Here is a 13,377-nt window from a genome sequence, read left to right on the forward strand (position 1 = left end):
GACAGTCAGGCCGGTTCACTCCAATAATTCTCGGAATGTTAACACTGTTAACCGGATTTTTTGACTATCGTTGAGGATTGAGGAACATGTCGCTTCTCAAGCTGCAGGAGCGTGGCAGCCTGCGCCAGCCCATTCTTCAGGCGGCCCGCAAGCTGTTTCTGGAGTTGGGCTACGAACGCTTTTCCATGCGCCGCCTGGCCCGGGAGATCGGCTATTCGCCGACCACCATCTATATTTATTTTCGCGACAAACAGGCTCTGCTGCTGGCTCTGTGCGAGGAGATCGCCGAATTCTACCTGGCCCGGCTGCAGCTGTTGCAGCGGGAGGAACCGCATCCCGTGGAACGCGTGCGGCGCGCCTTCCTGCTCTGTGTGCAGTTCGGATTGGAGAGCCCTGACCATTATCGGGTGGCGTTCTTTACCCATCCCCGGGTGTATGGCGCGCCGGAAGATTTCATGCGCCAGGATACAGTGGCGCGCCGCACCTACTGCCTGCTGCTGAACATGGTCCGGCAATGCGTCGTGCAGGGTCATTTCCGGCCCCTCGATCCGGTGTTGGCCACCCAGTCATTGTGGACCGCCATGTACGGCGTCATCGCTCAGGCGTTGTTCACCCATGACTTTCCCCTCGCGCAGCCCGAGGTGCTGGCGGGTTCCCTGCTCGAAAGCCTGTTGGGCGATTATCAGACTGTTGCAAAACAGCCGGAAAAGCCAAAGGATGAAAGCGATGAAAAAATCCAATCATAAAAACCTGGTCCTGATTCAGGGCAAGAGGACCAGCCTGCGTGCTCAAGCTCCTGCCGATCCCGCCACGGCAGTGCGTCTCGACCGCAGCGTGCTGCAGCGGGCAGTGAACAAAACCTGCGATTATCTTTTGGAGCGCCAGGCGGAAGCCGGCAACTGGGTTTTTGCCCTGGAGGCCGATACCACCATCGCCTCCGAATATGTCATGCTGCAGCGCTTCCTGCAGCGGCCCCTGGCGCCGGAACTGCAGACCCGGTTGAGCAACTACCTGCTCAGCCGGCAGTCGCCGGACGGCAGTTGGGCCCTGTATGCCGAGGACGGTTTTGCCAATATCAGCGCTTCCGTCAAAGCCTATTTCGCCCTCAAGCTGCTGGGGCACGATCCCCAGAACGAGTACATGGTGCGCGCCAGGCAGATGATTCTCAGCCTCGGCGGAGCGGAACGCAGCAATGTTTTCACCCGTATCAGCCTGTCCCTGTTCGGCCAACTTTCCTGGCAGGCGCCGCCTGCCATGCCGGTGGAAATCATGCTGCTGCCGCGCTGGTTCTATTTTCACCTGAGTAAAATTTCCTACTGGGCGCGCACCGTGGTGGTGCCGCTGCTGCTGCTGTACGGAACCAAGGCCGTCTGCCGGCTGGAACCCTGGGAAGGCATCAGCGAACTGTTCGTGACTCCGCCGGACAAATTGGGTCCTCTGGATCGCTGCCAGAGCGGCCAGTGGCGCAAGAACCTCTTCATCCTGGTGGATCGTCTGGCCAAGCGCCTGATGCCCCTGGTGCCGGGCTCCATCCATCGCCTTGCCATGGCTCGCGCCGAAGCCTGGACCCGTGCCCATATGCAGGGAGCGGGCGGCATCGGCGCCATTTTCCCGGCCATGGCCAATGCCGTCATGGCCCTGCAGAGCCTGGGTTATGGCCCGGACGATGCCGATTTTCAGCGCGGCGTCAAGGCCATCGACGATTTGCTCATGGATTGCAGTGCCGGCTCCCCGGAGCAGGACGACGTGCCCATTCTGCCCTGCGGCAGTTCCGGTGCCTCCACTGCTCCGGCTCTGCGCCTGGCGCCCCGCGCCGGGCATGCCGGTGGTGGCGAGCAACACCTGTGTCAGCCCTGTGTTTCGCCCATCTGGGATACCTGCCTGAACCTTTCCGCGCTGTTGGAAAGCGGCGTGCCCACGGAACATCCGGCCGTCGCCAGGGCGGTAAGTTGGCTGCTGGCCCAGCAGGTCGGCATCAAGGGTGACTGGGCGGACAAGGTGCCGGATTTGGAGCCTGGCGGCTGGGCCTTTCAGTTCGAGAACGAACTGTATCCGGATCTCGACGATACCAGCAAGGTGTTGATGGCCCTGATTCGGGCCGGGGTCATGGACGATCCGGAGCAGCGCCGCGAAATGTCCCGGGCCATCAACTGGGTCATCGGCATGCAGAGCTCCGACGGCGGCTGGGGTGCCTTCGATGTCGACAACAGCTACCTGTACCTGAACGACATCCCCTTTGCCGATCATGGCGCCCTGCTCGACCCGAGCACCGCCGATCTGACCGGCCGCTGCATCGAGATGCTGGCCAACGTCGGGTTTCCCGCCGACTTTCCGCCCATCGCCCGGGGCATCGAGTTTCTGCGCCGCAATCAGGAAGAGTTTGGCGGCTGGTATGGCCGTTGGGGCGTCAACTACCTGTATGGTACCTGGTCGGCGCTGTCGGGGCTGGCCATGGCCGGTGTCGATCCCCACGAGCCGTTCATCCGCCAGGCCGTGCACTGGCTGGAATCGGTACAGAATGGGGACGGCGGCTGGGGCGAGACCTGCTACTCCTACGACGATCCGACCCTGGCCGGGCGCGGCGCCAGCACACCCTCGCAGACCGCCTGGGCGCTGTTGGGCCTGTTGGCGGTCGGGGAGGAAAACAGCCTGGCGGTGCGGCGTGGCGTTCAGTATCTGGTGGAACGCTGCCGCTCCCAGGGCGGCTGGCACGAGCGTCACTTCACCGGCACCGGTTTTCCGCGGGTCTTTTATCTGCGCTACCACGGGTACAGCCAGTATTTTCCCCTCTGGGCCCTGGGGGTCTATCAGCGTCGTTGCAACGGCCAGCCGACCCGCCAGGAGGAAACCCTGCGTTGCAGTCCGCAAGGCCTGGAGTTGCCGATTCTCGGCCGGCGCCGGACGTTGCGCAAATGGTGCCGCCGCACGGGTTGGCCGGTTGGCACTCCGTAGCTCGTTGCTGAAGACCGCCGGCGGAGTCCGGCGACGGGCTTTGACGACAACTTAGTTGACGCAGGGTCAAAGGCAGGGTATTTTCACTGCCGTTACATAGTATCGAGAGCAGGAAACGGAAGACGGTGAGAATCCGTCGCGGACGCGCCGCTGTAACCGGTTTCATTTGCTGCCCGGTCACTGGACCTCTTTCGGTCCGGGAAGGCCAGGGCATGGAAACAATGCCGGAAGCCAGAAGACGCCCTGCCCTCGGGCCTGACAGCACCTCGCGACCCGGGTGCCGAGCAGGAGCGCGGTCCCACGGGCATGGCAGGCGCCGGCCGTCCCGCTGTGGATAGTGACTCTTTCTTGCACCCATTCTCCCTTTGGAGAATGGGTTTTGCGTTTTTGCGCTGTCAGTGCCTTTGCGGTTTTCAACCAGAAAAGGAGCTGACCATGTTGACCCACACCTTGGGATTTCCCCGCATCGGTTCTCGACGAGAACTGAAAAAAGCCCTCGAAGCCTACTGGAAACAGGAACTCGACCTGTCGCAACTGCTTCAGGTCGGCCGTGATCTGCGCCGACGCCATTGGCTGCTGCAACACCAGACCGGGGTCGATCTGCTTCCCGTCGGCGATTTCTCCTTCTACGATCACATGCTGGATTTGACGGCAATGCTCGGTGCCGTACCGGAGCGCTTCGGTTGGCAGGGGGAAACCGTCGATCCCGACACCCGCTTCTTCATGGCCCGCGGCGTATGTGGGCAAAAAACCGCTCCGGCTATGGCCATGAACAAGTGGTTCGACAGCAACTATCATTATTTGGTGCCGGAATTCTGGCCGGGCCAGCAGTTCAGGCTGGCAACCACCGACCTGTTCGAGCAGTTGAGCGAGGTCCGGCAGGCCGGGTTGGCGGCCAAGCCGGTGCTGGTCGGACCCATGACCTTTCTGGCCATGGGACGGGAAACCGATGCGCTCTTCGACCGCTGGGAGCATCTGCCGGCAGTGCTGGCCGTGTATGAGGAGATCCTGGTTCGTCTCTCCGACCGCTGCGACTGGATCCAGCTGGATGAGCCGATCCTGGCCACGGATCTGTCGGGTCCGGCGCGAGCCCATTTCCACGCCGCCTACCGTGGCCTGGCGGCGGCCGCCGGCCCGGCCCGGCTGTTGGTGGCCAGTTATTTCGGCGCCCTCGGCGACAATCTCGATCTGACCCTGAGTCTGCCGGTGGCGGCACTCCACGTCGACCTGGTGCGGGCGCCGGAGCAGCTGACGCCGATTCTGGAAAGGGTGCCGGAAAGTCTGACCCTGTCCCTGGGCCTGGTGGATGGCCGCAACGTCTGGCGCACCGATATGGACCGGGCTCTGGCCGTGGCCCGGCAGGCTTGGGCCATGGTGGGTCCGGACCGCCTCATGCTGGCGCCGTCCTGCTCGCTGCTGCACGTGCCGGTGGATCTTGAGCATGAAACCGAGTTGGACGAGGAAATCCGGCCCTGGCTCGCCTTTGCCGTGCAGAAGTGCCGGGAGACGGCCTTGCTGGGCATGGCCCTGGCCGGAAGAGGGGCGGCGGCGTTGGCGGAAAGCCGCGCGGCCTGCGCGGCGCGGCAGACCAGCCGCCGGGTGCGGCGCACTTCGGTTCGGCAACGGCTGGCGGCCCTGAAGCCGGACATGTACCAACGTTCAGCGTCGGCCCCCGAGCGGCGGCGGGTGCAGCAGGAGCGTTTCCGGCTGCCGCCCCTGCCGACCACCACCATCGGCTCCTTTCCCCAGACCGCCGAGATCCGTGCCCTGCGGCAACGTTACCGGCAGGGGCGTATCGGTGAGCAGGACTATCGGGCCGCCTTGCGCCATGTCATCGGCGAGGTAATCGCCTGCCAGGAGCAATTGGGGCTGGACGTTCTGGTGCACGGCGAGGCGGAACGCACCGACATGGTGGAATATTTCGCAGAGCATCTGGACGGCTTCTGCTTCACCCGCAACGGCTGGGTGCAGAGCTACGGCAGCCGTTGCGTCAAGCCGCCCATCCTGTTCGGTGATGTCGAACGCGTCCGGCCCATGACCGTCGACTGGATCCGGTATGCCCAATCCCTCACCGAGCGCCCCGTCAAGGGAATGCTGACCGGCCCGGTCACTCTGTTGTGCTGGAGCTTTGTGCGCGACGACCAGCCCCGCGCCGAAACCTGCCGGCAGTTGGCCCTGGCAGTGCGCGACGAAGTCCTGGATCTGGAGCGGGCCGGAATCGGCATGATCCAGATCGACGAGGCGGCCCTGCGCGAGGGCTTGCCCCTGCGCCGGTCGGAATGGCAGGAATACCTGTCGTGGGCGGTGGACGCGTTTCGGCTGGCGACGGCGGTGGTGCGGGATGAAACCCAGATTCACAGCCACATGTGCTATAGCGAGTTCAACGAAATCGTGCCCTGGATCGCGCGTATGGATGCCGATGTCATCAGCATCGAGGCGAGCCGCAGCGGCATGGAACTGCTGCGGGCCTTCGAGGAATTCGCCTTTCCCAACGACATCGGGCCGGGAATCTGGGACATCCACAGCCCCCGGGTACCGTCGCTGCCGGAACTGATCGAGCTGTTGCGCCGCGCCGCCCGGGTGGTGCCTCCAGAGCGGCTGTGGGTGAATCCGGACTGCGGCCTCAAAACCCGGGCCTGGCCGGAGACTCTGGAGGCGCTGCAGAATATGGTCAAAGCCGCCGGGGAACTGCGGTTTTTTCTGGAAGAGAAGTAGTTGGCGTCAATAAAGTCGTATCTTGTCGTTGTCGTTGTCGTCGAAGGGATCGATGACGACAACGACAAACGTTTCGCGGTTGCTTCACGGACAACGAGGCAGCTTTTCCGCCCTTCTCCATCGAAGATTACAGAGCACGTTTCCCCTGCAGCACCCTGGCCAGGGCCTCCAGATTCGGACGCCGGCTGTGCAGGGGGCGGCGGTCGCCGTCAAAGGGCGCCAGGTGGCCGATGTAGTCCGCACGCGCCGGATTACGGTAGAAGATACCCAGGGGCCAGGGATCGCTTTCGATGGCGCGTTGGAAGGCTTGAGCGCGATCTTCGGCATTGTGGTTGTCGCCGAGAAAATAGCTGTGTTCCTTGAACCACTGAAAGGTGTTGACGCGGTTGAAGGTGACGCAGGGCTGGAAGATGTCCACCAAGGCATAGCCCGGATGGGTCAGCGCCTGTTTGAAAATGGCCACCGACTCTTCGAAGGCACCGGCGAAGGTCCGGGCGACGAAGGAGGCGTTGAGGGCGATGGCGGCGGCCAGGGGATTGAACGGCTCCTGGAACACCCCTTCGGTTTGCAGCGGCGTGACAAAACCGGGCAGGCTGGTGGGTGACGCCTGGCCCTTGGTCAGGCCGTACACCATGTTGTTGTGCACCAGGTGGGTCAGATCGGGATTGCGGCGGACGGTATGCAGAAAATGGTTGCCGCCCTCGCCGTACATGTCGCCGTCGCCGCCCTGGGCGATGACCAGCAGTTCCGGGTTGGCCGCCTTGATGCCGGTGGCCACGGGCAGGGCCCGGCCATGCAGGCCGTTGAACAGGTGGGTCTGAAAATAGTGGGGGGTTTTCGGCGCCTGGCCGATGCCGGACGCCACCACCAGCCGCTGAGGCGGGATGTCCAGTTCCGCCAGAGCCTGTTTGAGAATTTTCAGGATGGCGAAATTGCCGCAGCCCGGGCACCAGGCCATATCGACGCCGGGACGATCGTAATCAGTCGCATTCATCGCAGCACTCCATGGGATCGGGCCGGTAGCGGTCGAGCAGGCCGCGCAGGGTTTTGGTCAACTCTTCGACGGTGAAGGGCAGGCCGTCGTACTTCAGGATTCGGTGGTCCGCCCGGCGGCCGGTGTGGCGTTGCAGCAAACCGGCAAACTGGCCGGTGGCATTGTTTTCCACCACGATGAGATGGCGCGGTCTGGCCAGCAGGTCGCCGGTCTGCTTCGGCAGGGGATAAATCTGGGGAAAATGCAGCATGGCCAGGTCGTGTTCGTGCAGCCGGCGCAGGGCTTCCCGGACAATTTGGCAGGTCGAGCCCCAGGTCACCACCAGGGTATCGGCATGGGGATGGCCGTCCAGTTCCGGGGGCAGGGCCGCCTCTGTCATGGCAACCAGCTTGCGCAGCCGTTTGTCCACCATGCGGATGCGCAGGGCCAGATCCTCGGAGATGTGGCCGTCCTCGTCGTGCTCATCGCTGTCGACACAGACCAGCCCTTGCCCCCGGCCGGGAATGCCGCGCGGCGAGATGCCGTCTTCGGCAATGGCGTAGCGGCGGTAGTCGGCGCCGGTTTCAATGGTGTAGCCGGTCACCGGCAGGGGTTCCAGGTCGAGGGCCGGCAGATTGGTCAGGGCATCGAGCAGATACTGGTCGGTGAGGACGATGACCGGCACCTGAAACCGATCCGCCAGATCGAAGGCCTGGCGGCTCAGGGCAAAGGCCTGTTCGTGGCTGCCGGGCGCCAGCAGGATGCGAGGATATTCGCCATGGCCGGAGTAAAGGGCCATTTCCAGGTCGCCCTGTTCGGTACGCGTCGGCAGTCCGGTGGCCGGCCCAGGCCGCTGGCCGAGGTGGATGACCAGGGGCGTTTCGGTCATGCCGGCCAGGCTGAGACTTTCCGTCATCAGGTCGAAACCTCCGCCGGAGGTGGTGACCAGGGCCCGGGCGCCGGCGTACCAGGCGCCGAGGGCCATGTTGCTGGCGGCGATCTCGTCTTCCGCCTGCTCCACCACGATGCCGCATTCCCGGGCGTGCCGGGCCAGTACCAGCAGGGCGCCGGTGGCCGGCGACATGGGGTAGGAGCTGACGAAATTGCAGCCGCCGGCGATGGCGCCGTAGGCCACCGCCTCGCTGCCGGTCAGAAAAAGGTCGTTGGCAACCGCGGCCGTCGGCTGCAGGCACAATGCCAGACGGCCCTCTCCGACCAGGTTGCGCCCGGCTTCGAATCCGCTGCGGGCGGCCTTCAGGTTGGCGTCGATGACGGACCGATCCAGATCGGCGAATTGTTGTTCGAGGGCGGCGAGCAATGGCTCCAGACCCTGGCCGACCAAGCCGAGCAGAACGCCCACCGCCACCGTGTTGGCCGCCCGCCGCTCGCCGGCCTGTTCCGCCAGTTGGCCAAAGGGAATGTGGATAAGATCTTCCGCCCCGCTCAGCACTTCGGCATCGCCGAGAATCACCGATTCCGGTCGGAGGCCGGGACGCAGTCGTTCCAGGGCTTTCTGGTCGAGGGGCAGCAGCAGGTCGATGCGCCCCAGGCCGGCGGACACCGGGCGGGAGGCGATGCGGATTTGGGTGGAGTTGCTGCCGCCGCGGATACGCGACATGTATTCCTTGGTGGCGAAGATATGGTACCCGCTGAGTTTCAGGGCAATGGTCAACAGTTGCTCGACGGTCTGAATCCCTCGGCCGGCCTCGCCGCCGATGACCAGGGCGATGTCTTCCGAAAATTCCCGGATGGGTGGCATGGCTGGGTTGGTCTCCTTGGTGCAGACGGACTGGAGCGTCTGCTGATGGTGGTGAGAGGCTGCAAGCGGATAACCCGCATGTCCCAGCAATGATACCGTTATTTTCGCATCGAGCAAGCCGGCAAAGGATTCGTGCCGAGAATCGCCGACCCGCCGCCCTTGGCGGGGATGAAGTTCGGGAGGGAGGAAGGACTTGAAAAAAATGGCCCGAAGGAGACGACGGGCGTCCTTCGGGCCATGGCTTTTCCTCGATGCCGGGCGTATTTCCGGCGACCGGAAAGCTACTTGCCCAGGATTTTTCCGGGCAGGGCCTTGAGATATTCGCGGTTGAGTTGGGCGATGAATTTGACGCTGATGCCCTTGGGGCAGGCAGCTTCACATTCATAGTGGTTGCCGCAGCCGCCGAAACCCTCCCGCTGCATGGCTTCGGTCATGGCACAGACGCGATGGGCCGCTTCCACCCGGCCCTGGGGCAGGCTGGCCAGATGACCGACCTTGGCGGCCACGAACAGCATGGCGGAACTGTTGGGGCAGGCCGCCACACAGGCCCCGCAGCCGATACATTCGGCGGCATCCATGGCGGTTTCCGCATTTATTTTGGGAATCGGCACGGCATGGGCGTCCGGCACGCCGCCGGTGCTGACGGAGACATAGCCGTTGGCCTGGATCAGGCGGTCCAAAGCGCTGCGGTCCACCACCAGGTCCTTGAGCACCGGAAAGGCCCGGGCCCGCCAGGGTTCGATATAGATTTCGTCTCCGTCCCGGAATTGGCGCATGTGCAGTTGACAGACCGTGGAATTGGCCAGCGGACCATGGGCTTCGCCGTTGATGACCTGGGAACAGGTGCCGCAGATGCCTTCGCGGCAGTCGTGGTCGAAGGCGATGGGCTCCAGTCCTTGGGCAATCAGGCCTTCGTTGACCACATCCAGCATTTCCAAAAAGGACATTTCCGGTTCGATGTCTTCCGCCAGGTAGCGTTCCATCCGACCCGGTTCGTCGGCACTGCGCTGGCGCCAGACATGCAGTGTCAGATTCATTATTTGTAGCTCCTTACGGCAAGATGGGTATTTTCGAACGTCAGGGGTTCGCGATGTAACTCCGGTGCCTGGCCGGTGCCCCGATATTCCCAGGCCGCGACATGGGAGAAGTTGGCGTCGTCGCGTCGGGCTTCGCCGTCCGTGGTCTGGTGTTCGACGCGGAAATGTCCGCCGCAGGATTCCTCCCGGTGCAGGGCGTCCCGTGTCAGCACCTCGGCGAATTCCAGGAAATCGGCCACGCGCCAGGCCTTCTCCAATTGCTGGTTGAGTTCCCGGCCGCTGCCTGGAACCCGCACGTTCTGCCAGAACTCTTCGCGCAGGACCGGGATTTGTTCCAGCGCTTCCTGCAAGCCGGTGGCGCTGCGGGCCATGCCGACGTTGTGCCACATGATTTGTCCCAGTTCGCGATGGAAATCGGCGGCTGTACGGCGGCCGCCGATGGCCAGCAACCGGTTGAGTTGAGCCTCGACCTCCTGCCGTGCCTGGTCGAAGGCACCATGGTTCGTGTCGACCTGGCCGGGGGTGATTCGGGCCAGGTAATCGGCGATGGTATAGGGAATGATGAAATAGCCGTCCGCCAGGCCCTGCATCAGGGCACTGGCACCGAGGCGGTTGGCGCCGTGGTCGGAGAAGTTGGCTTCGCCGAGTACGAACAGGCCGGGCAGATTGCTCTGCAGGTTGTAATCCACCCAAAGCCCGCCCATGGTGTAGTGGGGCGCGGGGTAAATGCGCATGGGCTGCCGGTAGGCATCTTCGTCGGTGATGTGGTGGTACATGTCGAACAGGTTGCCGTAGCGGTCACGGATGACCGGTTCACCCAGGCGCGCCAGGGCATCGGCAAAATCCAGGTAGACCCCCAGTTTGCCCGGACCGACACCGTAACCGGCGTCGCACACCTCTTTGATGGCGCGCGAGGCGATGTCGCGCGGCGCCAGGTTGCCGAAACTGGGATATTTGCGCTCCAGGAAATAGTCCCGTTCCCCTTCGGGGATGTCGTTGGGATGCCGTTCATCCAGCCGGTTTTTCGGCACCCAGATTCGGCCGTCGTTGCGCAATGATTCCGACATGAGAGTCAGTTTGGACTGATAGTCGCCCGTCACCGGAATGCAGGTCGGGTGGATTTGGGTGAAGCAGGGGTTGGCGAACAGGGCACCGCGCCGGTAGGCGCGAAAGGCCGCCGTAACGCTGCAGCCCAGAGCATTGGTCGACAGGTTGAACACCGGGGCATAGCCGCCGGTGGCCAGGATGACGGCGTCGCCGGCATGGCAACGGATTTCACCGCTGACCAGGTCGCGTACCACGATGCCGCGGGCCTGGCCGTCGACCAGGACCAGGTCGAGCATTTCCCTGCGGGGGAAAACGCGCACCGTGCCCGCCGCCACCTGACGGGACAGGGCCTGATAGGCCCCGAGCAGCAGTTGTTGGCCGGTCTGGCCGCGGGCGAAGAAGGTCCGCGAAACCTGGGCGCCGCCAAAGGAACGGTTTTCCAGGTAGCCGGCATAGTCGCGAGCAAAGGGCACTCCTTGTGCTACGCACTGGTCGATGATGGCGTTGCTGACCTGGGCCAGGCGATAGACATTGGCCTCGCGGGCGCGGAAGTCGCCGCCCTTGATGGTATCCTGGAACAGGCGCAGGATGCTGTCGCCGTCGTTCCGGTAATTTTTGGCGGCGTTGATCCCGCCCTGGGCCGCAATACTGTGGGCGCGACGCGGGCTGTCCTGGTAGCAGAAGGCCTCGACCCGGTAGCCGAGTTCCGCCAGGGTTGCCGCCGCCGAAGCCCCGGCCAGTCCGGTGCCGACCACCAGGATCTTGAACTTACGTTTGTTGGCCGGATTGATAAGCTTCATTTCCTGGCGGTGTTTGTCCCACTTGTCCGCCAGAGGACCCGCCGGGCATTTGCCGTCGAGAATCATGCTGCACCCCCTTGGACTGTGATGAAGCCGAAAAAAATCAGTGCCGGAATGGCGGCGAAACCCGCCGCCAGCAGAGCGGCAATCAACGAACTCAATAAGCCGAACCAAGGCAGGGTGCGGGCATTGTTCAGCCCGAAGGTCTGCAGCATGCTGCCCAGGCCATGACTGAGATGAAAATAGAGCGCGCCCATACCGAGAATGTAAACCAGGACAAAACCGGCCAGGCGAAAATGGATCACCAACATGCTGAAAACGTCAGGGCGCTGCAGGGCATCCAGCCAAGGGGTTATCTCCGGGCCCAGAAGTCGCAAGGTGAAGTGCAGCAGGTGAAAGCCGGCGAAGGCAGCCAGGCACAGGCCGCTGTAGATCATGGTCCGGCCGGCGAGGGTGCTGCGTTGGGGCTTGTTGCGGTAATAGGCCATGGGCCGGGCGCGCCGGTTTTCCAGGGTCAGCAGAAGGCCAAAGGAGACATGAATGCCGGCCGCGGCCAACAGTCCGCCGCGGAATACCCATAGCAGGGGGCCGAGTTGCTTGAGGTGATGGGCATAGGCATTGATGCCGTTCGGACCGAGGAAAACGGTCAGGTTGCCCAACAGGTGGGCGACAATGAAGCCGGCCAGCAGCAGACCGCTGAAGGCCATCAGCAGCTTGCGCACAACGGGATTGCGAAACAGGGTCGGATGAAACATTGGGTCAAGTTCCTCAGTGAAAGGAATAAATAAAACCCCGGCAACCGGAATGCGTCCCTGGGGTGACCAAGGTCTTGTGCGGCAGAGCGGGGTTGCGACGGGCTGGAACCGGTGGAATTTGAGTCGGGGCTTTCCGGGAACGGGCACCATTTTTCCTGACGTTGGCAGACAACGTCGCGGCCATATACTAGTCCTGCCCCGGCGAAAATGCAAAAAAAAAATCGGGTCTTTTCATCGTTTGGTCGCTGGCTTGGAGCGTTTCCCGGCGCATTCTAAGACCAGGACGGTTCGAAAATCGTGTAATTTTTATAATGCCTGTGCTAGTATGGGGCCGTTTGATGTGGGTTGCACCCAGAATAGCGGAATTTTTCCCCCTGCCTGTTTTGCCGGCGGGGTTCGTGCTTTTTGAGGCGGCAATCAGTTTTTTTGCCGGTATCCGGATGCGAGATGCGTTTCGCACCGGGTGCCGGAAGAGGCATCCATTGGAAGTTGGGGAGAAATATGGCCAGCATGACAGGAGCTCTCGGTAGCATGTTGCAGCGACTGGGCAGCGAGGCGCTGGGATATTTGCAACGGGCCGGGCGCATGGGGTGTTTTCTCTTTGCCTGCCTGGTCAGCATCGTGCGTCCGCCTTACAAATTTCGACCGATCATCCGTCAGATCCATTTTGTCGGTTCCCGATCCATGTTCGTCATCCTCTTCACGGGGTCTTTTACCGGCATGGTCCTGGCTTTGCAGGGTTATTACACCCTGCGCCAGTTCGGCTCCGAAGGACTGCTCGGTTCGGCTGTGGCCCTGAGCCTGATCCGCGAACTGGGTCCGGTGGTGGCGGCGCTGATGGTGGTCGGTCGGGCCGGTTCGGCCATCTGCGCCGAGATCGGCATCATGCGCAACACCGAGCAGATCGATGCTTTGGAATGCATGGCCATCGACCCCTACAAGTATCTCATGGCCCCCAAGTTTGTCGCGGGAGTAGTGGCCATGCCGCTGTTGACGGCCATCTTCGATGTGGCCGGAATTCTCGGCGGCTATCTGGTCGGGGTGTCGTTGTTGGGCGTGAACGCCGGAGCCTATTTTCAGCAGATGTACTCCAGCGTCGTCTGGAACGACGTCGAAATGGGTCTGGTCAAGTCCCTCGTTTTCGGCTTGCTGATCATCTGGATCTGTGCGGTCAAGGGATACTATCTGCATCTGGAAAAAAGCGGGGGCTTCGGTGCCGAGGGGGTCAGTCGTACCACCACCGACGCGGTGGTGCTGTCGTCGGTTTCCATTCTTGTATGGGACTACCTGATCAGCGCCATCATGTTGTAAGCTTTGCGCCGGCTCCGAGTTCTCGGCC

At 62.8% G+C, this 13,377-nt stretch carries 9 protein-coding genes and 1 riboswitch; of the genes, 4 read left to right on the forward strand and 5 right to left on the reverse strand.

The window, feature by feature from the left end; genetic code table 11:
* Positions 1–86: 86 nt before the first annotated feature.
* From JQN68_RS00325 to metE, 3 genes are all read left to right on the forward strand, one after another.
* Positions 87–746, forward strand: coding sequence for a TetR/AcrR family transcriptional regulator (locus JQN68_RS00325; RefSeq protein WP_225071151.1), 660 nt, complete (start codon positions 87–89; stop codon positions 744–746).
* Positions 727–2,952, forward strand: coding sequence for a squalene--hopene cyclase (shc, locus tag JQN68_RS00330; RefSeq protein ID WP_225071152.1), 2,226 nt, complete (start codon positions 727–729; stop codon positions 2,950–2,952). The genes JQN68_RS00325 and shc overlap by 20 nt, the downstream gene beginning before the upstream one ends.
* 58 nt (positions 2,953–3,010) lie before the next feature.
* Positions 3,011–3,212: riboswitch (cobalamin riboswitch) on the forward strand.
* Positions 3,213–3,387: 175 nt separating this feature from the next.
* A complete protein-coding gene (metE, locus tag JQN68_RS00335) occupies positions 3,388–5,667 on the forward strand; it encodes a 5-methyltetrahydropteroyltriglutamate--homocysteine S-methyltransferase (protein WP_225071153.1) in 2,280 nt (759 codons plus the stop codon).
* 127 nt (positions 5,668–5,794) lie between these two features.
* Here metE and JQN68_RS00340 read toward each other — a convergent pair whose 3' ends face one another.
* The 5 genes from JQN68_RS00340 to JQN68_RS00360 form a co-directional block, all read right to left on the reverse strand.
* Positions 5,795–6,661 carry a thiamine pyrophosphate-dependent enzyme gene (locus JQN68_RS00340; protein ID WP_225071154.1) on the reverse strand — a complete coding sequence of 289 codons (867 nt, stop codon included), beginning with the start codon at positions 6,659–6,661 and terminating at the stop codon, positions 5,795–5,797.
* A complete protein-coding gene (locus tag JQN68_RS00345) occupies positions 6,648–8,399 on the reverse strand; it encodes a 2-oxoacid:acceptor oxidoreductase subunit alpha (RefSeq protein WP_225071155.1) in 1,752 nt (583 codons plus the stop codon). The genes JQN68_RS00340 and JQN68_RS00345 overlap by 14 nt, the downstream gene beginning before the upstream one ends.
* Before the next feature lie 281 nt (positions 8,400–8,680).
* Complete coding sequence (locus JQN68_RS00350) at positions 8,681–9,436, reverse strand: succinate dehydrogenase/fumarate reductase iron-sulfur subunit (RefSeq protein WP_225071156.1); 756 nt, start codon at positions 9,434–9,436, stop codon at positions 8,681–8,683.
* A complete protein-coding gene (locus tag JQN68_RS00355; protein WP_225071157.1) occupies positions 9,436–11,349 on the reverse strand; it encodes a fumarate reductase/succinate dehydrogenase flavoprotein subunit in 1,914 nt (637 codons plus the stop codon). Before JQN68_RS00355 ends, JQN68_RS00350 begins: the two co-directional genes overlap by 1 nt.
* The gene (locus tag JQN68_RS00360) at positions 11,346–12,038 is read right to left on the reverse strand and encodes a succinate dehydrogenase cytochrome b subunit (RefSeq protein WP_225071158.1); all 693 of its coding nucleotides are present in this window, start codon (positions 12,036–12,038) and stop codon (positions 11,346–11,348) included. The genes JQN68_RS00355 and JQN68_RS00360 overlap by 4 nt, the downstream gene beginning before the upstream one ends.
* Before the next feature lie 531 nt (positions 12,039–12,569).
* On the opposite strand from JQN68_RS00360, the gene JQN68_RS00365 reads away from it, so the two are divergent.
* The gene (locus JQN68_RS00365; RefSeq protein ID WP_225071159.1) at positions 12,570–13,349 is read left to right on the forward strand and encodes an MlaE family ABC transporter permease; all 780 of its coding nucleotides are present in this window, start codon (positions 12,570–12,572) and stop codon (positions 13,347–13,349) included.
* Positions 13,350–13,377: the final 28 nt, after the last annotated feature.

The organism is Desulfuromonas sp. CSMB_57 (assembly GCF_020194955.2).
Classification (GTDB): Bacteria; Desulfobacterota; Desulfuromonadia; order Desulfuromonadales; family Syntrophotaleaceae; genus JAFCIY02.

Bases quoted from the DNA above. Each gene is read 5' to 3' on its own strand.
- JQN68_RS00360 (WP_225071158.1), bottom strand. From the start codon at position 12,038: ATGTTTCATCCGACCCTGTTTCGCAATCCCGTTGTGCGCAAGCTGCTG.
- shc (WP_225071152.1), top strand. From the start codon at position 727: ATGAAAAAATCCAATCATAAAAACCTGGTCCTGATTCAGGGCAAGAGG.
- JQN68_RS00345 (WP_225071155.1), bottom strand. From the start codon at position 8,399: ATGCCACCCATCCGGGAATTTTCGGAAGACATCGCCCTGGTCATCGGC.
- JQN68_RS00355 (WP_225071157.1), bottom strand. From the start codon at position 11,349: ATGATTCTCGACGGCAAATGCCCGGCGGGTCCTCTGGCGGACAAGTGG.
- JQN68_RS00350 (WP_225071156.1), bottom strand. From the start codon at position 9,436: ATGAATCTGACACTGCATGTCTGGCGCCAGCGCAGTGCCGACGAACCG.
- JQN68_RS00365 (WP_225071159.1), top strand. From the start codon at position 12,570: ATGTTGCAGCGACTGGGCAGCGAGGCGCTGGGATATTTGCAACGGGCC.
- JQN68_RS00340 (WP_225071154.1), bottom strand. From the start codon at position 6,661: ATGAATGCGACTGATTACGATCGTCCCGGCGTCGATATGGCCTGGTGC.
- JQN68_RS00325 (WP_225071151.1), top strand. From the start codon at position 87: ATGTCGCTTCTCAAGCTGCAGGAGCGTGGCAGCCTGCGCCAGCCCATT.
- metE (WP_225071153.1), top strand. From the start codon at position 3,388: ATGTTGACCCACACCTTGGGATTTCCCCGCATCGGTTCTCGACGAGAA.